At 37.2% G+C, this 25,346-nt stretch carries 24 protein-coding genes; 15 read left to right on the top strand and 9 right to left on the bottom strand.

Features of this window, described 5'->3' with window-relative positions; translation table 11 throughout:
• Positions 1 to 580 precede the first annotated feature (580 nt).
• The 7 genes from EXE29_RS17740 (at position 581) to EXE29_RS08855 (ending at position 7,161) form a co-directional block, all read left to right on the top strand.
• Complete coding sequence (locus EXE29_RS17740; protein ID WP_024160802.1) at positions 581 to 2,110, top strand: secretion/conjugation apparatus DotM-related subunit; 1,530 nt, start codon at positions 581 to 583, stop codon at positions 2,108 to 2,110.
• Between the two features lie 122 nt (positions 2,111 to 2,232).
• Positions 2,233 to 3,138 (top strand): hypothetical protein, encoded by a 906-nt coding sequence (locus EXE29_RS08830; protein ID WP_005028646.1) that lies wholly within the window; start codon positions 2,233 to 2,235, stop codon positions 3,136 to 3,138.
• Between the two features lie 12 nt (positions 3,139 to 3,150).
• Positions 3,151 to 3,825, top strand: coding sequence for a hypothetical protein (locus tag EXE29_RS08835; protein ID WP_005028648.1), 675 nt, complete (start codon positions 3,151 to 3,153; stop codon positions 3,823 to 3,825).
• A gap of 12 nt (positions 3,826 to 3,837) precedes the next feature.
• A complete protein-coding gene (locus EXE29_RS08840) occupies positions 3,838 to 4,407 on the top strand; it encodes a hypothetical protein (RefSeq protein WP_005028650.1) in 570 nt (189 codons plus the stop codon).
• Entirely contained in the window at positions 4,407 to 4,964 is a 558-nt protein-coding gene (locus EXE29_RS08845) for a hypothetical protein (RefSeq protein WP_005028652.1), read from the top strand. Before EXE29_RS08840 ends, EXE29_RS08845 begins: the two co-directional genes overlap by 1 nt.
• A 3-nt stretch (positions 4,965 to 4,967) precedes the next feature.
• Entirely contained in the window at positions 4,968 to 6,524 is a 1,557-nt protein-coding gene (locus EXE29_RS08850) for a UvrD-helicase domain-containing protein (protein WP_005028656.1), read from the top strand.
• On the top strand, positions 6,517 to 7,161 hold the full coding sequence (locus EXE29_RS08855) for a hypothetical protein (RefSeq protein ID WP_005028658.1): 645 nt from the start codon (positions 6,517 to 6,519) through the stop codon (positions 7,159 to 7,161). Before EXE29_RS08850 ends, EXE29_RS08855 begins: the two co-directional genes overlap by 8 nt.
• A gap of 52 nt (positions 7,162 to 7,213) precedes the next feature.
• Here EXE29_RS08855 and EXE29_RS08860 read toward each other — a convergent pair whose 3' ends face one another.
• Genes EXE29_RS08860 through EXE29_RS08870 form a run of 3 tightly spaced genes read right to left on the bottom strand, consistent with a single transcriptional unit; the run spans position 7,214 to position 10,099 of the window.
• Positions 7,214 to 7,639, bottom strand: a complete 426-nt coding sequence (locus EXE29_RS08860) for a hypothetical protein (RefSeq protein ID WP_005028662.1) — start codon at positions 7,637 to 7,639, stop codon at positions 7,214 to 7,216.
• Between the two features lie 14 nt (positions 7,640 to 7,653).
• Complete coding sequence (locus tag EXE29_RS08865; protein WP_005005820.1) at positions 7,654 to 8,064, bottom strand: hypothetical protein; 411 nt, start codon at positions 8,062 to 8,064, stop codon at positions 7,654 to 7,656.
• Between the two features lie 22 nt (positions 8,065 to 8,086).
• Positions 8,087 to 10,099, bottom strand: coding sequence for a peptidoglycan DD-metalloendopeptidase family protein (locus EXE29_RS08870; protein WP_005028664.1), 2,013 nt, complete (start codon positions 10,097 to 10,099; stop codon positions 8,087 to 8,089).
• A 243-nt stretch (positions 10,100 to 10,342) separates the two neighbouring features.
• Here EXE29_RS08870 and EXE29_RS08875 point away from each other — a divergent pair, with 243 nt between their 5' ends.
• A complete protein-coding gene (locus EXE29_RS08875; protein ID WP_005028665.1) occupies positions 10,343 to 10,837 on the top strand; it encodes a spectrin repeat-containing protein in 495 nt (164 codons plus the stop codon).
• A 61-nt stretch (positions 10,838 to 10,898) separates the two neighbouring features.
• Here the strand turns inward: EXE29_RS08875 and EXE29_RS08880 are convergent, their stop codons facing one another.
• Positions 10,899 to 13,904, bottom strand: a complete 3,006-nt coding sequence (locus EXE29_RS08880) for a DotA/TraY family protein (RefSeq protein WP_005028667.1) — start codon at positions 13,902 to 13,904, stop codon at positions 10,899 to 10,901.
• A 266-nt stretch (positions 13,905 to 14,170) separates the two neighbouring features.
• Between EXE29_RS08880 and EXE29_RS08885 the strand changes: the two genes are divergently transcribed.
• Together EXE29_RS08885 and EXE29_RS08890 are read left to right on the top strand one after the other, a co-directional pair.
• The gene (locus EXE29_RS08885) at positions 14,171 to 14,584 is read left to right on the top strand and encodes a hypothetical protein (protein ID WP_005028668.1); all 414 of its coding nucleotides are present in this window, start codon (positions 14,171 to 14,173) and stop codon (positions 14,582 to 14,584) included.
• A 49-nt stretch (positions 14,585 to 14,633) separates the two neighbouring features.
• Positions 14,634 to 15,035, top strand: a complete 402-nt coding sequence (locus tag EXE29_RS08890) for a hypothetical protein (RefSeq protein ID WP_005028669.1) — start codon at positions 14,634 to 14,636, stop codon at positions 15,033 to 15,035.
• A 121-nt stretch (positions 15,036 to 15,156) separates the two neighbouring features.
• On the opposite strand, the gene EXE29_RS08895 is transcribed toward EXE29_RS08890, so the two are convergent.
• On the bottom strand, positions 15,157 to 15,858 hold the full coding sequence (locus EXE29_RS08895) for an IS1 family transposase (protein WP_087528928.1): 702 nt from the start codon (positions 15,856 to 15,858) through the stop codon (positions 15,157 to 15,159).
• A 417-nt stretch (positions 15,859 to 16,275) separates the two neighbouring features.
• Between EXE29_RS08895 and copM the strand changes: the two genes are divergently transcribed.
• From copM to EXE29_RS08915, 4 genes are all read left to right on the top strand, one after another.
• On the top strand, positions 16,276 to 16,956 hold the full coding sequence (copM, locus tag EXE29_RS08900; RefSeq protein ID WP_087528922.1) for a CopM family metallochaperone: 681 nt from the start codon (positions 16,276 to 16,278) through the stop codon (positions 16,954 to 16,956).
• 90 nt (positions 16,957 to 17,046) lie between these two features.
• The gene (gene fdx / locus EXE29_RS08905) at positions 17,047 to 17,385 is read left to right on the top strand and encodes an ISC system 2Fe-2S type ferredoxin (RefSeq protein ID WP_087528921.1); all 339 of its coding nucleotides are present in this window, start codon (positions 17,047 to 17,049) and stop codon (positions 17,383 to 17,385) included.
• Between the two features lie 79 nt (positions 17,386 to 17,464).
• Positions 17,465 to 17,653 carry a heavy-metal-associated domain-containing protein gene (locus EXE29_RS08910; protein ID WP_087528920.1) on the top strand — a complete coding sequence of 63 codons (189 nt, stop codon included), beginning with the start codon at positions 17,465 to 17,467 and terminating at the stop codon, positions 17,651 to 17,653.
• A gap of 632 nt (positions 17,654 to 18,285) precedes the next feature.
• Positions 18,286 to 18,696 carry a hypothetical protein gene (locus tag EXE29_RS08915; RefSeq protein WP_087527712.1) on the top strand — a complete coding sequence of 137 codons (411 nt, stop codon included), beginning with the start codon at positions 18,286 to 18,288 and terminating at the stop codon, positions 18,694 to 18,696.
• 159 nt (positions 18,697 to 18,855) lie between these two features.
• Here EXE29_RS08915 and cueR read toward each other — a convergent pair whose 3' ends face one another.
• Together cueR and EXE29_RS08925 are read right to left on the bottom strand one after the other, a co-directional pair.
• Positions 18,856 to 19,314: a Cu(I)-responsive transcriptional regulator gene (cueR, locus tag EXE29_RS08920; protein WP_087527711.1), complete on the bottom strand. Its 459-nt coding sequence runs from the start codon at positions 19,312 to 19,314 to the stop codon at positions 18,856 to 18,858.
• A gap of 10 nt (positions 19,315 to 19,324) precedes the next feature.
• Positions 19,325 to 21,811 (bottom strand): heavy metal translocating P-type ATPase, encoded by a 2,487-nt coding sequence (locus EXE29_RS08925; protein ID WP_087527710.1) that lies wholly within the window; start codon positions 21,809 to 21,811, stop codon positions 19,325 to 19,327.
• Positions 21,812 to 21,976: 165 nt separating this feature from the next.
• Between EXE29_RS08925 and EXE29_RS08930 the strand changes: the two genes are divergently transcribed.
• Positions 21,977 to 22,246 carry an ArsR/SmtB family transcription factor gene (locus EXE29_RS08930; protein WP_086222489.1) on the top strand — a complete coding sequence of 90 codons (270 nt, stop codon included), beginning with the start codon at positions 21,977 to 21,979 and terminating at the stop codon, positions 22,244 to 22,246.
• Between the two features lie 224 nt (positions 22,247 to 22,470).
• Here EXE29_RS08930 and EXE29_RS08935 read toward each other — a convergent pair whose 3' ends face one another.
• Both EXE29_RS08935 and EXE29_RS08940 read right to left on the bottom strand, forming a co-directional pair.
• Positions 22,471 to 24,159, bottom strand: a complete 1,689-nt coding sequence (locus EXE29_RS08935) for a hypothetical protein (protein ID WP_023187987.1) — start codon at positions 24,157 to 24,159, stop codon at positions 22,471 to 22,473.
• 40 nt (positions 24,160 to 24,199) lie between these two features.
• Positions 24,200 to 25,204 carry a cation diffusion facilitator family transporter gene (locus tag EXE29_RS08940; RefSeq protein WP_023187986.1) on the bottom strand — a complete coding sequence of 335 codons (1,005 nt, stop codon included), beginning with the start codon at positions 25,202 to 25,204 and terminating at the stop codon, positions 24,200 to 24,202.
• Positions 25,205 to 25,346: the final 142 nt, after the last annotated feature.

Raw genomic sequence — 25,346 nt, forward strand, 5'->3', positions numbered from 1 at the left:
CGTGGTTTTTTTCATTATCAGACTGATAACAGCTTTAGATTCCTTGGCATGGTTTTTTTCATTATCAGACTGATAACAGCTTTAGATCCCTTGGCGTGGTTTTTTCATTATCAGGCTGATAACGGTTTTTCGATTCTAAATCGTTGATTTATTCATTATCAGACTGATAAAAATGGAGTTGCCAAGAAGAGGGGAGGGCTTACTACTACTTACAGTTAAATAAATGAGTAGACGTTGTGAAATGCACAACTGAAAATGATCTATATTAGCTGAGTAGGGGAGTGCCCTATTCAATAAAAAGACTACCAACAATATTTATAGAGAAATTTATTATATAGGCGGTTAATCCACTTAAATGTCTAGTAGGGGAGGGCTTCTTATTCATTCTTTTTAGTATTTGACCAAGAATACTGGCTTAGTGTTGAGATTGACCTGATTTAAGCTTTAAAAGGTATTAAATGCCACTTTAGTCAAGAGCTTAAAACCAGACTTAAAATCCTTAAAAGGTTTAAGGGGAATTAGATTAAAACCAATATTAACTATATAATACCCAACAATACACATATTAATAGGCTATAAAATGGCAGATCCAAAAGATAAGCTTGTACATGAGAATCATATTTATATATTTACTGTTGTTATGGTTTTAGTGGCTTTTTTGGCTGTATGGTTTGCTTATAAACCTCAAATTGTAGGGTTTTTAGTATACACAAAAGGCATTTTAATTATTCCTCTATGGTGGATACATAGCATATTCAAAGCTATCGGGCTTAACTACGTGCCTTTACTAAGTGAGTTGGTGTATTCAACAGAACACCTATGTAAACCAACAAACAATTGGCTTCCATTATTTTGTCAAAATAAGTTTAGCGAAGTCACTATTTTTCAAATTTCAAAAGCCAGTCAAGCATGGAATTTATTAATATTTTTGCTGGCAACACCTTGGATAAAGAAAGCTTATGACCGCTTCAACAGCGAGCATCCAGCACGGGGCTTTATCAAAAGCATGAACCTAGAAGAGTTCATAGAGGAACAAATTCCAAACCAAAGACACTTACAGGTTTTTGGTCCATTAGACTTGTCAAAATATGATACGAACAATGGTCATTTTAAAGCGCTAGATTCAACTTATGAGTTTGCAAATAGGCATGAGTTAATTACAGGAACTAAAGAGCGCCTTGTGAACATTACAATCAACGGAGTAACGAAAGAATATAATGATAAAAGTGAAACAGTACCTATCATAGATGAAGAGAAGTTTTTAAATGTCTTACGTGAACAACTAGGGGATCTTTGGATAACCCTTGATAATTCAAAAGAAACATCACCCGATGAATTATCGTATTTATCCGATGTTGATACAATTTTGCTAGCTTTGTATTTACCAGTAGCATGTGCAACCGATGAATCTATGGATGATGAAGAGTTCCGTAAAATCAAAAAAGATTCAACAACATTAATTAATTACTATTGGGATATTTGCACAAAAAATATACCTAACAACCCATTGTTTGCAATTGAAAATCAGTATGTTGAGGGCGATCGTAAGCTTGTAGGGTTTAATTTTGATTTCCTTAGAAAAAGAATTCACAAATACATTAAACATCCCGTTGCTACTAAGATTTTTAAAAACCATGCATATGTAAGAACTATTTTGTGTGAGGTTGTATTAACAGCAAGACAACTAGGTGTAATGCCACCAACAGATATACGCTGGTTAAAACTATACAATCGAACTGCATACGCATTCATACAGAATATTGGTAGACCGTCTTTGTTTAGTGAGGGTTTAGGTCCAATCTCGCATTATCTAATTGAGGTGAAATTAGGGAAGCCATTAGAAGAGCCAGACTTTAACATTGGCCTTGTTGGTTTTGAATACGAATTATTGAGTTTTGCCATGACTGAAGCTAGACAAAAAGCTGCTGAAGATGTGAACAGTATTATTCGAGTAGTAGAGTTTACGGACAAGGAATTAAACAACGGATCTTATAACTCTAAAAACAATGATAAAGATGATTTTAAGTATAGTGACGATCATGTTTTTGATATGGTGAGCGTAGAAATACCACAGGATGAAATACAAAAAAACAAGCAAAAAGGGTTTTAGTCTTAAACTTATAAGTTATAATTGACCGGTATTAAAACACCGGTCTTTTTTATTTAACTATTTTTTTAAAACCATATTTTAACTATACTGCTAAAACATGGCTTAAAAGGTAATACTCTAAAATGCTTTTAAATAATTTCACTAAAATAGTAGCAAGTTGCGCTATTAGTATTATTACAATCTCTACTTACGCTGCACCATCTCAGGACCTTACTTCTAAGATGCAAAAAATGGGCAAAGTAAAAGAAGTTAAACCCTTTAGTGGAGGTTTAACTTCTTGGATTCTTGAGGCACCTAATGGGAAAAATGCGGTGTTTTTTACAACATCCGATGAAAAAGTCATCTTACATGGTACAGCTTGGGATTCTGCTACTAAAAAAAATATATCTGAGCCTCTTAAATTAACTGCAAAAAAAATGAATACACCAGCACGACAACCAACAGCTTCCGTTGGGAATTTGGCCAGTGCATACAATCATCCAGTCTTTAAAGCTGTAAAAACGCTTTCAGGGTTTAAAGAGGGGAAAGCGAATGATAACAACACTGTTTACATCATTTACGATCCACGCTGTAAATATTGTCACGAAACATTCAACCTTTCTCGCTCATACGTTAAAAGCGGTGCAACTATTAAATGGATTCCAGCTTTAGTTCTAAACCAAAGTGAAAACGGAAAACAATTAGCAGCTGGAATTCTTCGTAAACCATCTGAAGATACTATTAATAAAACCTTTAATGGAACAGATGAAGAAATTAACTCAATTAAAGTGATTCCTACACCACAGGAACTTGCTGAGTTGGATAAACACTTAGGCGCTCTTCAATCTATCTTCTTCTATCACGAAGATATTGTTGCAATGCCAAAAGAAGATCGTGAACAGCGAGAAGCAATTCGTAGCGCTGGACAAAAGCCACAGCCACTAACTGCTGGTGTACCAGTTGCTATCTTTGTAAATAAAAAGACTGGAAAAGTTGAAGCTCGTAGAGGAACTTCAGAAACAGCCACTCTTGACTATATTTTCAAATAAGAGGGAATTGAGATGAACAAAACTCAATTGAAAGCTTTCCAATCGATTGTCGGAAACTTTTCACCTTATTTCTCTAAGATAAACAATGAGTCTATGTTTTTAGATTCTGACCTTTCTGGAGATACGGATAGAAATCGCCAGGTGAGCATCTTCAATATAGATGCAAAGGCCACGGATCTACTATTAACGATCAAAGGATTTGATCAGGTCGAGAATAATTTGTTTAGAGGACAAGTTTTCTTAAAGTCTGACGAAAACACAGAAATTCTTATAAGTGAGCCATGCTATTACTTAAACAAAAGCAAGGTTCGTTTCAGTACATATGAACTTCAGAGCTACATAAAGGAAGTTTGGCATCAAGCTCTAAATGAATATAAGGCTGATGTTACAGACAGCCCTATACGTTCTAATGAAGAAAAATACAGCTTATCTTTAGCAGATAGATTCTCTAGTTTTAAAACGTCTTGGCCAGCTATGGGCATTGTAGCTGCAGTAGTTGTTTTTGCTGGAGGCGGTTACTTTTTAGGTTCAGGTACTAATGAGAAAAATGCATCTTCAGAAACAAGTTCGCAACAACTAAGCACATCTGATAACCCTGAACTTGACGGTAAAGCCTTGGCTCTTAAAAACATGGGGTTAGATCCTAACTCAATGGCTTTTGATAACTCATGCTTTCAAGAAAAATAAGGTGAAATATCTATGAGAGCTAGACGAATAGAAAACCTTGAAGCATTACAGCTAAAGGCCTCAGAAATAGCACAAATAACCGTTAAAGAGTTGGAAGCACGACACTATTTAGTTTGGTGGTTGAGCTCATATGACCGAAACATGAAACGTGGCTATAACAATGAAACCATTTGCTTAAGCACCTATCAGGTGAATGAGTTTTGTTTTTCATATGCAATCACAAGCGAAGTTGAAAAGTTTTATTTACTAATACAACCCGAAAATTGGTTTTTAAATGATTTAACTTTCGAGTCTGCTTCTATAGATGAAAAAGGCTTAGTTTTAAATTTAGCTGAAGTAAATGATCAGTTATTCAAGCTGTATATATCGCGAATGCAAATCAGATTTAATCTTGATGAAATTCATGCTGAACGTTTAACACACGCAAAGAAATATGCAAAAGAACTGGTCTTTATTCAATACAACCCACAGAAAAATCAGGTCATGAATGTAGGTGTTTCTATCAATTTAGAAAACAACACAATCACTCGAAAATCATCAAATCAAACGGCAAAAAATAAGCGCTTGAAAGGGGCATTCTAATGAAGAAATCAAACTATTTTAAGGTAATTGGTGCAATAGCAGTTTCAACAGTTGTTTCACTTGCTTATGCTGGCTTTACTGAAATTAATAGTTCTGGAGACATTGTATCTAAAGACAGTGCAAATGCTTTACGCACCAGTTTTTCAACACCAAATCAAAATATACCAGCGCCATTACGCACATATTCACTATGGGATAAGATCTCAGAGACAACCAAATATAATGGCACAGTACAACCAAAGCCAACACCTGTTGCAATTGAGAGTACATCTTCTCAAGCACAAAATATTCAAAGCAAGAGCAATATTAATGTGGCTAACATAGAGAGCCAACAGGAAATCAAAAGATTACAGGCAGCACTAAAAGAGAAAGAAACTGAGAATAACAAGCTCAAATATTCAAACCTTGAGATGCAAGTGCAAGTAGTTGAACTAAAAAGCGATATAAACGAACTGAAGCAACAAGTTAACTTTTTAGCAAGCCAGATGCAAATTGTTGAAAGCGATGTGCTTGTAATGAAAAACAAAAAACCAAGTTCTTTTTTAGCACGAAATTAAGCAATGGTTGTGAAGAAAATTACTCAAAAACCTACCAGTGAACAGCAACGAGCAATTGATAAAGCAACACGACTAAAAACCAGTTTTAAATTGATTGCTTTTGCTGGTACTGGTAAGACTACGACATTGATCCATTGTAGTAGTGCTTTGCAACAACTAGGTAAGCTTGGACTATATCTATCATTTAATAAAAAGATGGCAGATGAAGCTAATCAAAAATTCGCTGAATATGGGCTGAATTCAGTCACATGTTCTACATTCCATTCTCTAGCTTACAGAAATATACCTGGTTGGCTGAAAAATAAGATTAACAAACCTACGTTACTTCCTAAAGATATTGTTCAAAAGTTTAAGCTTGAAAACATTCGATTTCAGTACAACGGGAAAAACCGACAACTCACCGATCTAACATTAGCGCTGATTATCCTTAATACATTACGTTATTTTTGTATGACAGTGGATCAGACTGTTACCAATGATCATGCTTACATAGCTTTAAAAGAACAAACATCAATTAAGCGCAATGACGTTCTTGAAGATAAAATCACTTCAATTGCGAAAATGATCTGGAATGATGTAGTTGATCCAAACGGTGATTATGGTATTACACACGATTACTATCTCAAGTGGTGGGTACTGCAAAAACCACAACTTGATTTTGATTACGTGATGGTAGATGAAAGCCAAGATAGTGACCAATTAATACTAGACGTACTCAAACGTCAAAAAGCAAAAGTTATTTTTGTTGGAGATCCATACCAAAGCATATATGGCTTTAGGGGTGCGAAAGATATTTTACAGAACCTAGATCTTGAAGCATTGTACTTAGAACAGTCGTTTCGGTTTGGTAATGCAGTTGCAGATATAGCTAATCTACTTCTCAATAAACTTTTTGGTGAAACCAGACAGTTAAAAGGTTTACCAAGTAAAACGTCAAAAGTTACCACTTTCAGTACATCAAGTTATGCACCATCTTCATTGAACGCGATTATTTGTAGAACAAATGCTACGGCTTTTGAATACTTTTTTAAGTTTCATGGCTACCTTAATGGCGAAAAGAAAATACGTCTTGAGGTTGATGGAAAGCGCAGTAAAGATATTTTCAGTGGGATTTTTCAACTGAGAGCAAATAAACGGCCAACGTGTAAAGAGCTTCAAAACTTTTCTTCCTACCAAGAGCTTGTGGACCATATACAAGTGTTTGGAGAAGTGGAGGGGGCAACTACAGAATTAAAAACCTTTCTGGATCTAACAAACCAATACTCATGGCAAGTGATTGAGTGGGCGTTAGAAAATAGTATGGCTGATGATGAAACTGACCCAAAAAACACTTTGGTCATTAGCACATCACACAAGAGTAAAGGTTTAGAGTGGGATAATGTCCTAATCGCAAAAGGCTTTAACTATAAAATTCTCGATAAAAAGCTAATGATTTCTGCAGATGAAAAACGGCTGTTGTATGTGACCGTAACACGAGCCAAAAACATATTATTTACAGATGGCATTAATGATTTATTGGAACACTTAAATTCAAAAAATACGGAGATTTCAAATGCCTAATCAAGTTGAAGTTCTGCAAAATAGAGTGTTTCAGGCATGTCACAATGCTAGTTATATTCGCGGAGAGTTTCATCACGAACCGTATATCATGGAGCTTGTTAAGAAAAAGGGCTCACAGGTCGCAGATATAATCACACCACTTCTTGAAATGTTTCATCTAATTGAAAAGGAAACAAAGTCAATCTTTAGTTTCACGGAAGATTTTAATTTCAAGCAACGCCATTTTGAACCAGGTGTTTATCTCAAAACTAAAGAGATATTAAATGGTGTAGAAACGTTCGATGGCCTGGCTATCGTTGATATTCCTTCAGGATCTTTTAGAAGCATTGTCATAGATTCAGGCGGTGGAATTGCTTCAAGTAAACATACAATTGAGCAGTTTAAGGAATTAAAGGGGAGATATTTAATTCCATTTTATTTTGATGGAATATATGTGCACCCTCACTGTTATACATATTTTTTCATCGAAAATGATATTAAGAGGGTGATGCCCCTTGAGGCTTATGATTCAAGCAAAGTAGGAAATGAGCAAAACATGGGCTTGCATTGGGTAGAAGAAGCAATTGAATACGGTAATCTTCACTTTGGGTTTGAAGTTGAAACACCAGATACCGAAACAATTATAGAAAAAGTCTAAAACCAAACGACAAAAAAGGGCATCTTATAGATGCCCTTTTTATGTTTTGAAATTAATAAGAAAGGTCGATTGCCACTTGTGCTAAAGATGTAAAAGCAGAGGATTCACACATAAAAGATTGACGAATAAAAAACGATGGATTGTATGAGCTCACCATAGTTTGACTATCACAGTTTTGGCTAAATTTAATATGTTGTGTATTGATTGCTTGCCAAGCTGCAGCATTCTTTTGACTTTCCGCACGAACGTCTTTGATGAAACGTGTTAATGATTGGTTGTATGGTGTATTGCACTTAAGTTCTGGTGAACCGTACTCAGAATCACGCGCTTCATTATAATTAAACACGCATTTTTGATACTCAGCTTGTACCTTGTTATAAGCTTGAATAGCTTCAGCTTTGGTCTTATAACCAGCGTTGGCAGATGACGTAATAATGGTAGCAGCACATAACAAAGCTAAACTTAAAAACTTTTTCATAACCTGATCCTTTATTACTTCATTAATGCCGGAATAAACATTGCCCAACCTAATTTATTGGTCGCTTTACATTGCATGCTTAGTGTTTTGTACTTTGCAGTCTGGCCAGCGTATAACTGATCGCAGTTAGCAAGTAACTGAGTAAAGTTTCGATTGTGATCAGCTAGAACACGCGGAGCTTCTTCATTATTAATATATTTAGAAGCAAGGCTACCAAGCTGACTTGCGCGGTTATAAACATTTGTATAGCAATTTAGGTGTTTTGCATCAAATGGATCGTTAGAAACCGCAGCACATTTAACGTTTACTAAGCGCAGTTTTTCAAGTTCAGCACGAATAGAGTCTGAGCTAGTATTAGCACTAGCATTAAAAGATGCACATGCTAAAAGGCTAAAACCCAATAAAGACAAAAATCTGTTTTTCATAATATTTCCTTTAATTGCTCTATTAAGGGTATTCAGAATAGTAAGGGCATAAACGCATAACAATACCTTCAAATGTAACGGCTTCAGCTAAAGTCACAACACCATCTCGAGGGTTTCTATCGAGGTTTCTGTTCGCATTATATTCACGACTAGGGCTTTTATATGGTCCACCTAAAACTAGAGCATAAAACCCAGCTATTGTTTTATTATTATAGTCGCTTTTACGTTGTCGTGCTTTTACTGCAAGATATAAATCTAATAATTCGACTTGTTGTTGAGCACTCAGTGTAGTGATTTGCTTAGGGTTTGATTTAATTGAAGCTGGTATTCCTCTCGCTGTTAAATCTGAAGCATTAATATCTGTTATACCAATTTTAGTCCATTGACTTAAACCATATGCACCAGCGTTGTTGTCAATTTTAAGATTAAAACCGGCAGATTCAAAACCAAGAATAGCTGCAACGTCATTAGGGTTATAACCATGTTTTAAAGAAACACGTTTAATACCATCTTTAACCGCACCAAAAGCACCTGGTATACCCCAACCACATTTACGATCTGGAGTACCTTGTCCACCTTTTAAGATTTGTGCATCTGAATAAACTTGCCCGTTTCCACCTTCCTCAAAAAGCTGTTTCATTTCAACTACTGCTACTTCAGGAATAACAGTTGGTTGTTCAGCTTTCGTATAAAGTTCATCTACACGGCCAGAATAGCGTTGAGTTTCTGACGCTGTATAAGCTGCCAAAAGAGCCTCTAAGCGTTCATTTTGTTTATGGATCTCTTTAGTCAAATAGTTTTGTGCATTGATAATGTTTAGCTTTTCAATCAAAAGCCCCATCATCGACATAGTTGCTAATTCATTAAACCATTTAGAGTTGCCATAACGTCCAGTACCAATGTTTTCAATTAATTCTGCTGGCGTAGAATTAAGTGCACCAATATCAAAACCCACATCATCAGCCGTACCACCAAAAATAGTTCTAGGCGGTGCATATTGAGCAACATCATTTGCATAAATGGTACCGCTTGCAGCTGCTTCAGGTGAGATAGTACCGTCAGCAATCATTTGAGCGACTTGCACTTGTGCAGATCCATAAGCATCCATCGAAACATCGCCACTAAATGCAAGTGCTGGAAGCTTTTTGCCTTGTTTTACTGCAATGCCATCTACCGATGAAGAAACGGGGAGGGTGATTCCTGTTGATGATGAATATAAGGCATTCCATTGAGTCCTAATGGTGTTACCCAAGTACGGTGTGTATTTGTTTTCTAATGCTTGTCCTTGTGGCGAGACACTAATCACAACGTCTTGAGGTAAATATGGCGTAGGATCTGTTAACTTATATTCAGAACTACCCACATATGGCGCAGATCCTTTAACGCGTTGCTGAAGTGCAATGGATGGATTTTTAAAAACTTGATCTAAGTTTTTATTCAGCCAAACATCTAGCCCACGTTTTGCCTTTACACCATATTCAATGTGCAAATGCACGGCACATGAACCACAGCCTTTATTTGACATGTGTGCGATGTTTTGACCAGCTTGAATACGTTGACCAGGGTAAGCGTTATATTTTTTTTGATACGATGGATCAGTATGGCGATACATGATTCGATCGCCAGTATCCATCTGCATAATTAGTGGGTTAGTGGTTGATTGGTTGCTTGCACCAGATGAACGTGTGTCATAAGAGACAATAGAACCTGAACCAATTGCTTTAAGTGTAAGGTCATTAGGATTCGCACGACTAATATCAATACCGTTATGACTACCAGCAGCGCCCCCTCGCAAACGAAATTCACCAAAACGACCAGCACTACGGCGCCCATCATTCGGCATGATCGAATATTTATGGAAAATCATTTTTTGAGCGTTGTTAGGAACTTTTGCCGTATTAGCATTTGTAGCGGTTACGTTTTCAGAAATAGGATCGGCGTTAGCGGTATAAATAAAAGCCGAACAAGTCACTAAAATTGCGACTTTAATGCCACAGCTCAAGGGCTTTAATTGAAATGAGGGTTTAAATTTCATAAGTGAATCGCCAGGCTTAAAGGAAGTTCTTAAAATAAATTAACTTCTTATTAAATGTCCCTAATAGCTAAGTGGACGGATTAAGTATATACGATTAAATACTTATTTTATACTTTAAAAAAAGTTTTTAGGTTTTGTTTTAAGATAGTATATACATATAGCGTTAATCTTGTTGATAGGTTTAAGAATAAGGTTACATGGTTTTAATATTTCAATTTAATAAAAGTAGTGAGGTATCTAAATATGTTAAATCACGCACACGTTTTAAGCGCTACTTTCGACCAAGCGATTGACCGTGCTTCAATGGGATTAGACTTTTTAATCCAAAACAAAGTACACATGAAGAATGAAAATGCCTTGTTAGCTCACATTGAAATGCTAGAAAACAGAATCAAAGGTATTACAAATCAGTACAACGAATTGGTTACTGAAGCGAACGCACACATTGATGACGTTACAAGCAAGCACAATGAGCTGGCGAACAAGTACAACAATGTTTGCGCCCAAATGAAAGCAAAAGACATCGAGCTTAATAACAAGCAAATTGAGTTAGAAGAAGAGCGTATCAACAACTTTGACTTACTTGTGCAAAACCGTTCATATAACAATTTGAACCGTGCTTACAGTCATGCAGTTGGTCAGCTAGAGAAAGATCAACAGCAACTTGTTAATATCGGCGTTCGTAGATTTATTTTTAACTCTACAAACAAAAACAACATTCAGAAAATCAACTTTTAATTATGAATATTTTGATAAAAAAAATGGTGCTTATAAAGCACCATTTTTTATTGTCTAGATTTTAAGGTTTACCTTTAAACTTAGACAGAGTTGAACTTAAACCTGAACGCACACGATTAGTCATAGTGCTACGGCCAGAAATATTAGATTTCTTGGTTGCACTAGAACTAGCACCAAAACGTGCATTAGGAGTCGAACCAGTACCATACGTATAGCCAGTACCACTTGCAACATTCACACTACCGAAAGTAGAACCAGTCTTAGATGCTGATGCTTTAGCTACACCACGATTAAACGTAGAAGCTGTTTTTCCGTAAGCATTTGCACCATATAGACCACCACCAGTAGTAGGCGTATTATTTGTACCACTTACACTTGTAGCACCCATACCGAATGTAGATTGACCTTGGCTTGGGGTAGGTGATGTTGGTTTAGCACCAAGACCAGTTCTACCACCCGTACCACCAGTGACACCACTTGGAGTAATACCACCTGTACCACCAGTTGCAGCGCCAAAAGAAGCGGATCTAGCTGGCATGTTTACAGGGCTATATGCAGTCGTACTACCAGTACCGCCTAATGTATTACCACCTGTACCACCATTGCCACCACCACCACCTTTCGGATTATTTGGACCACCCTTACCACCATCAGGACGTCTACCAGGCGGTAAAGGACGGCGAGATGCTGGAGATGGACCAGACAACGTACTTGCAGCGCCACCAAACTTTTGAATAGCTTCTTTTGAGTTTGTTTCACCCCACTGACCGCCATTCAATCCAGAACCAATCCATTGTTGTACTTGGTCAGCAACACTAAATACCAACCCGTAAATCAGGTAGATCGCTGAAGTCATCAAGAATAGATATAAGAAGAACTTCCAGATAAACGTAATCAGCTCAGTAAAGATAACTGTAAACGTATTAGATGAATAAGCGATGCTCATTGCACCTTGGTAGCTAAAGAACATATCAGTAAGCGTAACAAGAGCTGGCCCGATAATAATTTCAGCCATCCAGAAACCAACAATGATAAATATTGGTCGCATGAACAACGTTAATACCGTGACATAACCTTGTGTTTGGCTACCGACAAAAGTACGCTCAGGGATCATGTGCATTAGCGCCCATAAAGGCAAACCACACACAGCGTATAGGATATGGATGATCCAACCTACACAAGCTAGACCAAAGAAGATCATTGGCATATATGGAATAACAACCGCCATCCACACACCAAGAATCGTCAAATACGTTACTAGCTGACCAAGGATAGGAGCAAAGATATTTTCAACGGCATATTCTAAAGCGTTGGTGCCTTCTTCAGTTACGCCCTTAAGCCCTGGTACCCATTGAACAAGAGCAGAACCAGAACGAGCAGTAAGCACGACTAATTTCATGCCGACAACAGTACCTTGAGCCACAGCTTTATAGACTAAGATTGCTTCACCAGTATCTTGAATATTACGGATAACATTCGTATTGCGGTGCAATGTAGTAGGGCTGATATTTGAGCTTGACGAATTATTATTTAATAATTCCGCATCGCCTTTTTCACCGACCAATACACCCATTACCAATGATTTAGTAATGTTTGTTGCCCAAGCAGAACCATATGCCGAAAACTTTTGATCGATGTTGGATACTTTGTTTGAGTCACCACCATCGGTAGACATTGATATTAAGTTGGTAGAGTCGGCAATATCGCCGTTTGCCACCCAATTATTGTTGGATGTAATGCTACCAACAGCATTATCCATTGCAACATAAACGGTGTTATAAATTGCTTCACCTTTTGAGTTGCTCATGATTGCTGAATTCAGTGTAGGAGGGCTGAACGTCCACAAAGGTTCAGTAATATACTTCTCAACAATAGCGCGATATTGACCTACTTTAATACGAGCTTCAGGCGTCATCATCCAACCGCGCTGATTTAGCGTATTAACAACAGTTTGAACCGCAGTATAGCCATTTTCAGAAGTCAGAACATTATTCGTTACGGTATGACTCTTATTCACATAATTATCAACTAGCGCATTGAAAGCATCCATAGCAGCTTTACTAATCGGGAATGTTCCTTCCTGTTCAGTGGCATTAGGGCTTACTTGATATGCGATATACCACTTTTCTAAATCGATAAAGAATTGACGATATAGATTGTTCTTTTCTTGTTGTAACTTAGCTTGAACATTTGCCAAAGCAACGTTGATCTTGTTTTGATCTGATTGGCGAAGTTTATAAACAGGAATGTCCATTAACTCAGCATTAACCGCAGCTGGATTAACAACGTTCATTGAAGCACCGCCACAGATCGGCTCTTTTTTGCCCCCAACTTCTAAACGGCTGTCAGCGTAAGCGAAGTTATAAGTAACAGATGTCCAGTTACTTGCAGTTTTAGCGGTTTTATCAATGTAGTTTTGCTTTTTCTCTACTGCAGTCATGCTAACACCAGGATTAGCATTCGCCCCATAAGCACCATCACTAAAATAGCGCCCGAATGCTGGCGGTAGAGTATAAAACTCTTGGTTTAGAACGTTAATACAATGCAACTGGCGAAGCATAACAGGCGCATTTTTCCTAAATCCAAAGATGTCACGCTGATGATCGTGCGTATCTGACAAACTAGCCGAAGCCATTAAGGATTCGCCTAACGTTCTATTATTAATTGTATTGGATACATTATTTGACCATAGCACCATACCTAGCACGACTACTTGAATGAAACAGTAGCCGGACGCCGTAGGTAAAAGTAAAATAATCGAATATAATATTCGGGAAAACATCGTAGTGACTTTTGAATCTTTCCCGAAAGCTTCACCGTCCTGGGCGCTTTTCAAAAGTGCTGTTAAACCAATACCGATCGCAAAAACCAAAACCAACGACATTGCCACACTAGCTACACCGCCTAATAATATATTAGTGAGTAAACCTGATGATGGTACTGTCGAGGCTGGTCCAGACGCATTGATAAACGCATTGATGAAGTCGTGTCCAAAGATAGATGAGAGAAGAGTAACGGCTTGGTCGCCATCACAATTCGGATTTGTCGATTGACAAAATAAACTCATAGCTAACTCACCGTTTTTCTTAATGCTTCTTATACATCGCTTACTTAAGACGACTAAAAGCAAAGTGTTATAAATTACAAGTTAGACGTTTAACTAAAAGGCTTAATACCTTTTAACCAAAGAATCATTAAAACCATTTTATTACAAATAACAATGGTTTTTAAATTAGCAATAATGTACCACAAAACTGTTATTGGTATATACAGAAAGTTTAAACATGACTTGCTAATTGTTTTAATGATTTAGTTTAAATACAAGAGACTATTATGGATAAAGCAAAGTTTACATCTCACTTAATTTTACTGTCGGAAATTAAGAAATCTGTATCTAAAGATATGGGGAAAGATATAACTGTTTTAGAGTTATCCTACATACTCAACCAAAGCATAAATCCTTTAATGGCAATAACTTATAAAGAAAAACTAGATAAAATAAATACTTTTGAATTAGATCCTATTGAAGTTCTCAAAAAACGGAAGAACCTAAAAATATTAAAAGTATTAAACCTCATGCTTACGTTAAATCTAGACAAAACCATTAAAAAAGACGATATAGAAAGTTACAACGAGTATAAAGACAAGTTTTTAGAGAACATCGCAACAATAGGTTTAGACAGATTAGAGCAAGAAGCGTTAAAGGTACAAATTGAAAATTTATTGAAGTATAATTGGGTATCTTAATACATCTCTTAATTTTAAGATTCTGACTTTAATAAAGGGTTTAAGCCAAATGGAAAACATACAGAACGAAGAAGATATACTTCAAGACGCGACCAGAGCCGTTTTTAATTGTGGCACTAGTTTTAGTGAAGCTAAAGTAGTTTCCCTTACTGACGAGTTTAACCCACAACCTACACTACAAACACAACGAACCAACCTAAAATATATCTACGACAATAAACTACCGAATGAAATTGGACGTCAATTAGCGCAAGAACCAGAATACCAAGAAGAAACACGTTCATTACTTGTTGGTCACTTTAAAGAAATGGCTCTAGAAGATTTAATTGAGCAGCAAGATTACCAAAACCGCTACAAACAAACAGATCCAGAATTGGACCAAGACAATGAATCTGAAAACAATATGGATAATGAATACACATCACGCCCACCAGAGCCTAGACCTTGGTAAGCCTAACCATTAAAAAGAAAATGCCCGAATGATGGGCATTTTTTATATCTACGTAGTAAGCATCCGGCTAACACAGCCTTACCAAGCGATCCTAGGTGGTGTTTCAAAAAGTATGCTGGCGTTAAACAAATCCGTTATTAAGGTAAAAGAAAGTCAAATCAAAGGCTTTAAAATGATTTTCGAGCTTTTTAGAAAAGTTGCAACTTCTCCTAAATCCACGCCTGATTCGATGACGAATTCTACAATTGTTACCTTCAATACCGACGGTAAAAAACTTACCGATCACTTGCTTGCAACATTGAAATGCTGTGATAAAACTATCCCAGTCATCACTCGCAATTCGAGCATATTGAACCCCAAGCTTTTTAAGTCTAGCTTTAAGACGTTGAACCGTTGCTAAATCCCGCTTACCCCAAACATAAGCAACAATTTCTCCAGATTCTCGATGGTAGGCATAAATAAGCCATTGTTTATTTTTCTTATTCCCTACAAAAGTCCAAAGTTCATCGACTTCAAGACATTCGTAGTGGCTTTGTTTAGGCTGAATCTGATAGATCGATTCACTTAAGGTTCGTAATACCTTGCCAATGCTGATACGCTCGACTTCAGCAATATCTCTTACACCGCTTCCTCTGACCATTAAATGTAATATCTTGCCGGTAATACCTGAGTTACACCCTTGATAGCTTAATGCATGATCACCAATAAATTGACGTTTGCAATCTTTGCACTGATGGTTTTGTTTCCCATCTACTTTGATGCCATTTCTCTTTATATTGTTACTTAGACAGGTAGGACATTTGATTTGTAGCGTTATTTTCATACCTCTATTTTATCAAAAGCCATATTGTTTTTTTCAGCATACTTTTTGAAACACCACCAATTTTTTAAGTATAAAGTTTGAGAATGTTTGTAGTCTTTTGTAGTGCATCCAATAGTAAAATAAATAATTGTGAAACCATGAAGAAACATATCAAATTGATTTTTATATAAAAATATTATTTTTGATTGGAGGTGATTTATTTAATTCTATTGATTATTGTGACGTACTACTGAGTCAATTGTTGTTAAGTATTTGTTTTTAAGTATTTTAATTTTTTATTTGATTAGGTGTTGACCTTACCATAATTGGAAAGAATAGAGTTACTACATCAAGGGTAATGATGTACCAGATAGGAAAGAATAACTTCCGAGCTTATTACCCATTATTTTTTCATAATTGTAGTAAGAGGATAGCTCCATGAAACGCTTTGTTCCAATGTTAATGGTCGGTGCGATTGTATTTAGTGCGGGGTGTTCCTCTTCTGACGCTCCAAAGGATAATTCAATGAGTGAGAATAAACATGAAAGCCATTCAATGCACCATGATATGAATGGTTCAGCTAAAACAGATAATCCATCTACAAATGCCTATATGGAAGTAAATACTCGTATGCACAGCGGAATGGGTATTGATTTCACGGGAAATGCAGATACTGACTTTATGTTGGGTATGATTCCTCACCATCAGGGTGCGGTTGATATGGCAAAAGTAGTTCTTCAATATGGCTCTGATCCAAAAGTGCGTCAGCTTGCTGAAGATGTTATCTCTGCCCAGGAATCAGAAATCAAGATGATGAATGAATGGTTGGCAAAAAACAAAAATCATTCTGACAGCAAAAATGAAGATAGCCCATCAACTCAAGCATACATTAAGGTCAATGATGAAATGCATGCAGATATGATGGTTCCATTTACAGGAAATGCTGATGTTGATTTCATGAGAGGCATGATTCCTCATCATCAAGGTGCAATTGATATGGCTAAAGTAGTTCTTCAATACGGTTCTGATCCAGAAGTGCGTCAGCTTGCTGAAGATGTTACCTCTGCCCAGGAATCAGAAATCAAGATGATGAATGAATGGTTAAGTAAACATAAGTAGATACTTCTCTATTCGATGTTCTTTTAAATGAGGGGCTTTTAAAAGCCCCTTGTTTTATCTATAAATTTAATGAATTGAGGATTATGTTATATGCCAAAAATTATAGTTCTTCCGCATGAAAAGATTTGTCCACAGGGTGCGGAACTTGAAATTGAAAGTGGAAGTAATTTATGTCGAAGTTTATTGGATCATGGCATTCCCATCGAACATGCCTGCGATTTATCAGGTGCATGTACAACATGCCATATTGTCCTGAAAAAAGGGTTCGACAGTTTAGAAGAAATGGATGATGTAGAGGCGGACTTACTGGACCGTGCTTGGGGGCTCACGGCCGAATCAAGACTATCTTGCCAAGTTAAAGTCCAAGATGAAAACTTGGAGGTAGAAATACCTAAGTACACTATCAATTATGTCTCTGAGGGACATTGATACTTTAATATTAATGCTTGACCTTACAATAATGATAAGGTTTATATTAAATATATTCTGAATAATAGTGGAGTTAAATATGGAATTTCATGTTGAAGGTATGACCTGTGGTGGTTGTGCACGAGGTGTCACCAGAGCAATTCAAGCGGTTGATGCTAATGCAAAGGTAATTACTGATCCGCCAAGTCGCAGTGTGAAAGTTGAAACAACTGCAACACAGCAACAAGTGGTTGAGGCTTTAACAGAGGCTGGTTTTCCTCCTCGCTAAGAGTGAACAAAATAATAAAGCGACTCAAAGGAGTCGCTTTATTACTAAAGTAAAAGAAATCTACTTGTAGTTAATTTGCAATAGTGCTCTACTCTTGTAATGGATTTTATCTAATATTAATTTTATATTGTGGCTGTCCCATATTTTTCCGTGTATACAATAGCAACTGTTTCAAATATGACTAATAATTATAGAATCGCTAACAAAATAACAAGCTTTATTAATTTATCCAATTTAGTAAAACTAAGTTAAAATAGATATTTTTTAAGGGGTTTTTGATGAGTATTATATAATATGAACAACGCATAGTTGCGTTTATTGACATATTAGGTTTCAAAGCAATAATTGATGAAACTGAACTACCAAATAATCAAGATAAAATTAATAATATCAAGGAGGCTTTTGATTTAATTGGTGATTTACTGAAACAACACTATCATCCTGATCAAATCCAACAAGTCAAATACTCTACTTTTTCAGATTGTATTGTCTTTTCATTTCCAGTACGTCAAACCAATAATTTGTTTTTTTCTTTGATACCACTTATTTGGTTGCAAGCTATACTAGTATGGCAACACAATATATTATTACGAGGTGCACTGACCATAGGCGAAATTTATCATGATGAGAACATGGTTTTTGGTCCTGCAATGGTAGAAGCCTACGAGCTTGAAAGTAAGGTTGCTGAATTTCCTCGTATTATTTTACATGATAAAATTGAGGCTGATTATGAACAATGGTTAGCTGAAGTAAGAGCAACTGATGATCAGGAAAGAATCTACGATCTAGAAAATGAAAAAAACTATACATTTAAACCCAAGGGTTTACTCACTAAAGATAATGATGGACATTATTATGTAGACTATTTAGAAAAATTTGCAGGTGAAATGGACAATCCTGAAAACTATGTTAACTTTATTGCTCATATTGAGAGCTTTATTGAGCCTTATTTAAAACCAGATACTGCTCCAAGTATTCTAAAAAAATATATATGGTTATATGAAAAAATCCAAAAAATTAAAACTCAGATGTCAAGTAGTTAAATCAATACAGATATATAAAAGTTATTTAAAATTCTCAAGAAACTTAATGTCTCAAGTAAAAATATATCAATATATTTTTATATAGTAAATTCTAGAACCCTAACATGTTCTAAACATTAATAAAAAACAAGGGTAAATTAGTTTACCCTTGTTTTTTTACTATTTCCTTCGGTTTAAAGGCGAAACAGAAAGCAGATCGTTATGATGGTGAACATCTTTTATTTCGTTACTAGGTTCTTGCAATCCCTCAAGGATCGGACAATCAGGTCTATTGTCACCAGCACAACAGTCGATTAAGTCCTTGAGGATATTTTCCATTTGCTGTAGGTCATGGATACGTTCTTCCAGCTTCTCAATGTGATCCTGAGCCAGACGTTTGACATCAGCACTTTGTCTACTGCGATCATTCCATAAATCAAGTAGGTCTGATATTTCCGCTACTGAAAAACCAAGTTCACGACTTCGCTTGATAAACTTTAAACGTTCAACATCATTTGCTGAGTAAGAGCGATATCCTGCATTATTACGTCCCGCAGCGGGAATCAGACCAATCTGCTCGTAATAACGAATCATCTTTGCGGTAACCCCTGAAGCTTTAGAGACTTTACCAATGTTCATCATATCCTCCTTAGCCCTGACTGACGGATGGTGGCTGGAATCGACGTAAACGTAATGCATTGCCGAGCACAAATACACTGGACAAAGCCATTGCACCTGCTGCAAAGATTGGGGACATCAGTATTCCATAGGCTGGGTACAATATACCAGCAGCAACAGGAATCAACATAGTATTATAGGCAAATGCCCAGAATAAGTTCTGGTGAATATTACCAATCGTTGCTTTGGACAAGGCAATCGCATTGGCAACACCTTGTAAGTTTCCTGACATTAATACGACATCGGCAGATTCAATTGCAACATCTGTACCTGTACCAATCGCAAGTCCGACATCAGCTTCAGCCAAAGCGGGTGCATCGTTAATCCCATCACCCACAAAAGCGATATTGCCGTATTTTGCTTTTAGCTCTTTAACCGCACTGACTTTACCCTCTGGTAGAACTTCAGCAATCACTTCATCAATACCCAATTGTTTGGCAATTGCCCGAGCAGTACGAGCATTGTCACCCGTCACCATTGCTACCTTAAGACCTAATTGGTGTAGAGCCTTAATCGCTGCTGGCGTTGTGGTTTTGATTGGGTCAGCAACTGCAATAATTCCTGCTAGTTCACCATCGACAGCAACATAAAGTGGTGATTTACCCTCATCACCCAGACGCTGAGCTGTGGCAGCAAATGGGGCAACATCAATACCAAGTTGAACCATATAACGGTCTGCACCAATATTGATTTCTTCATTACCATTGATGGTTGCACAGACACCCATGCCTGTGACTGAATCAAACGTATCAACTTTAGGTAAAGTCAGGTTTTCACTTTTTGCCGCATCAACAATTGCTTTAGCAATCGGATGTTCAGAACGGGATTCAACAGCCGCAACCATGCCTAGGACATAATCACGCTCAAAGAATTGGGTCACTTCAAAGTCAGTCAGTACGGGATGACCCTCTGTTAATGTCCCTGTTTTATCGACTGCAACAACTTTGGCATCCTTTAACAGTTGTAAGGCTTCACCTTTACGGAACAACACTCCTAACTCTGCACCACGACCTGTACCCACCATAATTGAGGTTGGTGTCGCTAATCCCATTGCACACGGGCAGGCAATGATCAGCACTGCCACAGCATTAACCAACGCAAAGGTTAAGGCTGGTGATGGACCAAAAATAAGCCAGACTAGGAATGTAAGTACTGCGGCAATCATCACCGCAGGGACAAACCATAAGGTAACTTTATCCACCACAGCTTGAATCGGCATTTTAGAACCCTGTGCTTGCTCAACCAAACGAATGATTTGAGCCAGCATAGTTTCGCCACCCACCGCCACAGCGGTAAAGGTCAACGTGCCATTCTGGTTAATGGTGCCGCCTACCACATCACTGCCGATGCCTTTCTCAACAGGGATTGGTTCACCCGTAATCATGGATTCATCAACAAAACTTTTTCCATCAGTGACTTGACCATCGACAGGGATTCTTTCACCTGGTTTCACAATGATAATGTCATCTGCAACCACTTGGTCTAGTGCAATATCTACCATTTGGCCATCGCGTAAAACATGGGCAGTTTTGGCCTGTAAGCTGACTAAACGCTGGATTGCTTCAGATGTTCGCCCTTTGGCTTTTGCTTCAAGAAAACGACCCAGTAAGATTAATGCCACAATCACCGCAGCAGCTTCGTAATATACATTTACCGTTCCTGTGGGAAGGATGTTGGGTATGAATGTGGCAACAATAGAAAATAGGTAAGCTGCTAATGTACCAACCGCAACCAGCGAGTTCATATCAGGTGCTAAACGGAGTAATGCAGGCAAACCTTTTAGATAGAATCTTCGTCCTGGAATAACTAAAACCAACGTGGTCAGGATGAATTGTAAATACCAGCTATTCTGCATCCCAATAGTTTGATCAATCAGTTGATGAACACCAGGGATAAGGTGAGATCCCATTTCCAAAATAAATACAGGCAAAGCCAATAGGGTTGCAAGAATCAAATCACGCTTAAGTTCAGCACGTTCTTGATCTTTTTTCTCAAGCAGCTCTGTCTGGTCAGGAATAGAAGCTTGAATTTCTGTGGCATCGTAACCAGCTTTATCAATTGCGGTAATCAAGTCATCGACATTTGCTGAACCACTGACCGTTGCACGCTCAGTCGCAAGATTGACATTGGCCTCTTTTACACCTGCAACGGCTTTAAGGGCTTTTTCGACACGACCTACACAACTAGCACAGGTCATGCCTTTAATTGATAATTCAATATTATTTGCGGGCACGTCATAACCTGATTGTTCAATGGCATGAACCAGTACCTGACGATCCACAGGCTGATCAAGTACAATATCTGCACGTTCTGTCGCTAGATTGACCGAGGCAGACTGTACACCATCAACTTTTTTGAGTGCTGTTTCAACACGCCCAACACAGCTGGCACATGTCATCCCTTCAATTTTTAATGTAACTTTCATATTATTAGAAAGCTTATCTGTTGCCTTTCCCATAAGATATACCTATAGTGCTTACCCAATTATTAAGAGCATAAACCTTGCCATTATGGGAAGGTCAAGGGTAGAATATGTAAACATATATATTTTCTAAATAATAGGAATTTAAGTATTAGTATGAATTTTAATAATCACCCGATACCATTATCTCAAGATGAGATTATGTCTTTAGCTGAAACATTTCGGCTATTAGGTGATGCTTCACGACTTAAAATTCTACTTTTTTGTATGCGGGGGCCTAGTTCAGTAGGTGAAATCAGTGATGCTCTTGATTTATCCCAATCTTTAGTCAGTCATAATCTTCGTTTATTGCGTTCAGCTCGTTTAGTCAAAGGCGAAAGACAATCTAAACAAGTATTTTATGAGATTGATGATTTACATGTTAGTCAGGTTTTATTAGATATGGCAAGTCATATTAGTGAGGAGCACTAATTTATAGTAGTACGTAATGTATTGCAAAAATATCTAAATTAAATAACTTTAAGGGGAAAGAGGGTTATAGGAATTCTTTATTTTTATTACTCTAAACAAGAAATATATCATGCATTTATTTAAGTTATCAGTATCATCTACAAAAAGTTAAGATCAAGGGCATATAATTAAGAAATGTCTAGCTATATGCCTTGATATCTATTTGAGGAAAGTGCTATCTGTTTTTAACAGCAACTTGTAGTGTTATCTTCAAATGCACTTAATCGGCAGAAACAGGATGCTTCAATATTAATATCAGCCGAGGCAAGTGCTATATCACGTTGCAGCGAAATATCTCGAGCTTCTTTCTCTAGACCTAGTTTTGCTAAACACTCATAAAGTCCATGAAGACTCCATACATTGTTAGGGCGAATTCGGCGACGTCCAAGGTCACCTTCTAGCCCCAGTTCAATCCGATATTCTTGGGCTGCTACTTCAAAGTTTCCTTGTTCCATATTAAGTGCGCAGAATGCATGCCGAACTGGTTGTAACCAAGCTGGAGGATCACAATAAGGAAGAGCATCTTCTAATTTAATGCCTTCTCGCAAGATTGCGAATGCTTCTTTCGTATTACCTTTACGATACTCAATTTCGCCATGAATCATTTTGGCAGCAATTTTTAAAGCTTCGACCTCTTTAACAGGTATAGAGTTAAAGCGCTCTTCTGATACATTAGCTACTGCTTTTATAAAAGACTCTCTTTCTTTTTCGGCCTCTTTAACTCTTCTTAATGAAGCAAATGCTATGCCTTTTGCGTAGTGAATCATTGCGGTTGTGGAACTATATAGACCTTTATCTTTAGGTAGCTCAAGTTTCAGAATATCTTCCCACATGCCAAATCTAATCATAACATGTGGTAGTGTTGTGCAATGGCTTTCAGTTAAATTAGCCATTGGCGGTGTAGTGATATGTAGTACTTCGGGTGTTAAAATGTCATTGATACGATGAGCCATAAATAACGCTTCCTGTGATTTACCTGCCATCATTGCACCATAAGCACCTACCATTAAATTATGAACGCGATACAAGATATTCCAACCACCTGGATTCTTTTCTCTAGAAAAATATCTTTCATCGGCTGCGATTGCATCAAGATTAGAATAAACCACTCGACGCCAATCTCCGCATGCATTATCAATATGTGTGGACATATGGGCTAAATGTGACCCATCAGGTGATAAATTACGAAGGTTATCAGCAGCTGGCAATGCAACTTCAGGATAAGGTGACATTTCCATTAAATGTATATAGAGATGATTAATTACAGGATGACGATTTGCCCCAGGTTTAGTGAAAGCAACTTCAAGCACGTTTCTAGCTTCAACTGTACCTAAACCTATGGCTTCACCGGTATCTAAATCCCACAATTTACGAGGGCTCAAGCACATGAGTGCATCTGCAAACATTGCAGCTGCATCAAGATCATTAGAATATTTTTCATAAAATGATCTCATAGCTTGAGCATATGCAAAATTCAGCTCATGAAAGTCTTGTTCATCTATAGTCACGTGTTTTGGAAAGCGTGGAGCAAGGGCATCAATTAAATCTTTCTCAAATTGTGTCGCATTATGAGTCGCTGCTAACTTTGCTTGTTCCATAATTTCATTAATATATGGAATGGTATTCTGTAAGTCTGAAGGATCAAATAAATGCCAAGCTTTATTGTAATTTGGACCAGATGCAAAGGCGATGCCCCAATAAGCCATTGCGCATTTTGCATCATGTTCTAGAGCTTTCTTAAAACAATTTATGGCTTCACTCGGATTGAAACAATATGTCCATAATAAGCCACGATCAAACCAAAGTTGAGTATCAGGAGATGACGTAGTTATTTGACGCTGGTAATCTCCTAAATTGTAGTATTTATCAGACATTAAAGTCTCCTCATCAGTGAATAACAATAAAGATTTAAGGTTAGTGATTATGTCCAGCGTGTGGATCAATTTGAGTTGGGTTTTCTAAGCTACAAGTACTATTGCCTTGCCAATCAATGGCTATAGTTGGATGTTCAATAGAAAATTTGGATTTTAGCTCATTCTCAATGTTGAGAGTTAATGTCGCGAGGTCAACTCCATCTTTGGGTTTGACATGCAACGTTGCCATAGATCTACCTGATGTAATCATCCAAATATGTATATGGGTAATTTTTTCAATACCACTTACATTTTTCAAAAGATATTCAGTGATCTCTTGGGCATTAGCATTCTCAGGAGCACCCTCAAGTAAAATATGAAGAGTACGTTTAAATAAAGACCATGCGCTGCGTAGTACAAGTAAAGAAACTAGAACAGATAAAATTGGATCGATAGGAGTCCAGCCTGTGTACCAAATCACTATGGCAGCAATAATTGCTCCAACAGAGCCGAGTAAATCGCCCATTACATGGAGAATAGCTCCTTTAACATTGACATGTTCTGTATCGCCTCTTGTTAAGTACCATAAAACAAATAAGTTAACGAGCATACCTATAATAGCAACGATAAACATCGGTCCTGCCATGACAGGTTGAGGTGATTGAAAGCGTTCAATAGCCTCATAAATAATCCATCCAACGATTGCGAATAATGTAAGAGAATTCATTAAGCCAGCAATAACTTCGAATCGCATGTATCCAAATGTTTTTGAATTATCTGCAATGCGGCGACCGAAACGAAAGGCAGCATAAGCTAAACCTAAGGCAACGGCATCTGTAAGCATATGCCCTGCATCAGCCAGAAGTGCGAGTGAACCAGAGATGATTCCTCCAGTGGCTTCTACAAGCATGAACCCGAAAATGATAAAAAACGAAATCAGAATTTTTCTTTCGTTTCCGTTACTCACATCAGGAACATGTGAATGATCATGACCTTCATGCGAATGATCATGACCTTCATGCGAATGATCATGACATTTATGATTGTGATCGCGTTGATTACTCATGTATAAAAACCTAACATGTATATATTTTTACATATGAATATATGTTCATATGTAAAAATTGTCAAATTTAATTTATTAATTTTAATATAATCAATGGCATGTGCCATTTTTGAGCTAATAGGGAATCAAATTTTCTAAAGTA

This window comes from Acinetobacter sp. WCHAc060006 (genome assembly GCF_004209135.1).
GTDB classification, from domain to species: domain Bacteria; phylum Pseudomonadota; class Gammaproteobacteria; order Pseudomonadales; family Moraxellaceae; genus Acinetobacter; species Acinetobacter cumulans.

What these genes read in the sequence shown, in the direction of transcription:
- copM (WP_087528922.1), top strand. Translation starts at nt 16,276, where the DNA reads ATGAAACGCTTTGTTCCAATGTTAATGGTCGGTGCGATTGTATTTAGT.
- fdx (WP_087528921.1), top strand. Translation starts at nt 17,047, where the DNA reads ATGCCAAAAATTATAGTTCTTCCGCATGAAAAGATTTGTCCACAGGGT.
- EXE29_RS08890 (WP_005028669.1), top strand. Translation starts at nt 14,634, where the DNA reads ATGGAAAACATACAGAACGAAGAAGATATACTTCAAGACGCGACCAGA.
- EXE29_RS08830 (WP_005028646.1), top strand. Translation starts at nt 2,233, where the DNA reads ATGCTTTTAAATAATTTCACTAAAATAGTAGCAAGTTGCGCTATTAGT.
- EXE29_RS08930 (WP_086222489.1), top strand. Translation starts at nt 21,977, where the DNA reads ATGTCTTTAGCTGAAACATTTCGGCTATTAGGTGATGCTTCACGACTT.
- EXE29_RS08880 (WP_005028667.1), bottom strand. Translation starts at nt 13,904, where the DNA reads ATGAGTTTATTTTGTCAATCGACAAATCCGAATTGTGATGGCGACCAA.
- EXE29_RS08840 (WP_005028650.1), top strand. Translation starts at nt 3,838, where the DNA reads ATGAGAGCTAGACGAATAGAAAACCTTGAAGCATTACAGCTAAAGGCC.
- EXE29_RS08885 (WP_005028668.1), top strand. Translation starts at nt 14,171, where the DNA reads ATGGATAAAGCAAAGTTTACATCTCACTTAATTTTACTGTCGGAAATT.
- EXE29_RS08835 (WP_005028648.1), top strand. Translation starts at nt 3,151, where the DNA reads ATGAACAAAACTCAATTGAAAGCTTTCCAATCGATTGTCGGAAACTTT.
- EXE29_RS17740 (WP_024160802.1), top strand. Translation starts at nt 581, where the DNA reads ATGGCAGATCCAAAAGATAAGCTTGTACATGAGAATCATATTTATATA.
- EXE29_RS08850 (WP_005028656.1), top strand. Translation starts at nt 4,968, where the DNA reads ATGGTTGTGAAGAAAATTACTCAAAAACCTACCAGTGAACAGCAACGA.
- EXE29_RS08895 (WP_087528928.1), bottom strand. Translation starts at nt 15,858, where the DNA reads ATGAAAATAACGCTACAAATCAAATGTCCTACCTGTCTAAGTAACAAT.
- EXE29_RS08845 (WP_005028652.1), top strand. Translation starts at nt 4,407, where the DNA reads ATGAAGAAATCAAACTATTTTAAGGTAATTGGTGCAATAGCAGTTTCA.
- EXE29_RS08865 (WP_005005820.1), bottom strand. Translation starts at nt 8,064, where the DNA reads ATGAAAAACAGATTTTTGTCTTTATTGGGTTTTAGCCTTTTAGCATGT.
- EXE29_RS08855 (WP_005028658.1), top strand. Translation starts at nt 6,517, where the DNA reads ATGCCTAATCAAGTTGAAGTTCTGCAAAATAGAGTGTTTCAGGCATGT.
- EXE29_RS08935 (WP_023187987.1), bottom strand. Translation starts at nt 24,159, where the DNA reads ATGTCTGATAAATACTACAATTTAGGAGATTACCAGCGTCAAATAACT.
- EXE29_RS08925 (WP_087527710.1), bottom strand. Translation starts at nt 21,811, where the DNA reads ATGGGAAAGGCAACAGATAAGCTTTCTAATAATATGAAAGTTACATTA.
- EXE29_RS08860 (WP_005028662.1), bottom strand. Translation starts at nt 7,639, where the DNA reads ATGAAAAAGTTTTTAAGTTTAGCTTTGTTATGTGCTGCTACCATTATT.
- EXE29_RS08940 (WP_023187986.1), bottom strand. Translation starts at nt 25,204, where the DNA reads ATGAGTAATCAACGCGATCACAATCATAAATGTCATGATCATTCGCAT.
- EXE29_RS08875 (WP_005028665.1), top strand. Translation starts at nt 10,343, where the DNA reads ATGTTAAATCACGCACACGTTTTAAGCGCTACTTTCGACCAAGCGATT.
- EXE29_RS08910 (WP_087528920.1), top strand. Translation starts at nt 17,465, where the DNA reads ATGGAATTTCATGTTGAAGGTATGACCTGTGGTGGTTGTGCACGAGGT.
- EXE29_RS08870 (WP_005028664.1), bottom strand. Translation starts at nt 10,099, where the DNA reads ATGAAATTTAAACCCTCATTTCAATTAAAGCCCTTGAGCTGTGGCATT.
- EXE29_RS08915 (WP_087527712.1), top strand. Translation starts at nt 18,286, where the DNA reads ATGGTTTTTGGTCCTGCAATGGTAGAAGCCTACGAGCTTGAAAGTAAG.
- cueR (WP_087527711.1), bottom strand. Translation starts at nt 19,314, where the DNA reads ATGAACATTGGTAAAGTCTCTAAAGCTTCAGGGGTTACCGCAAAGATG.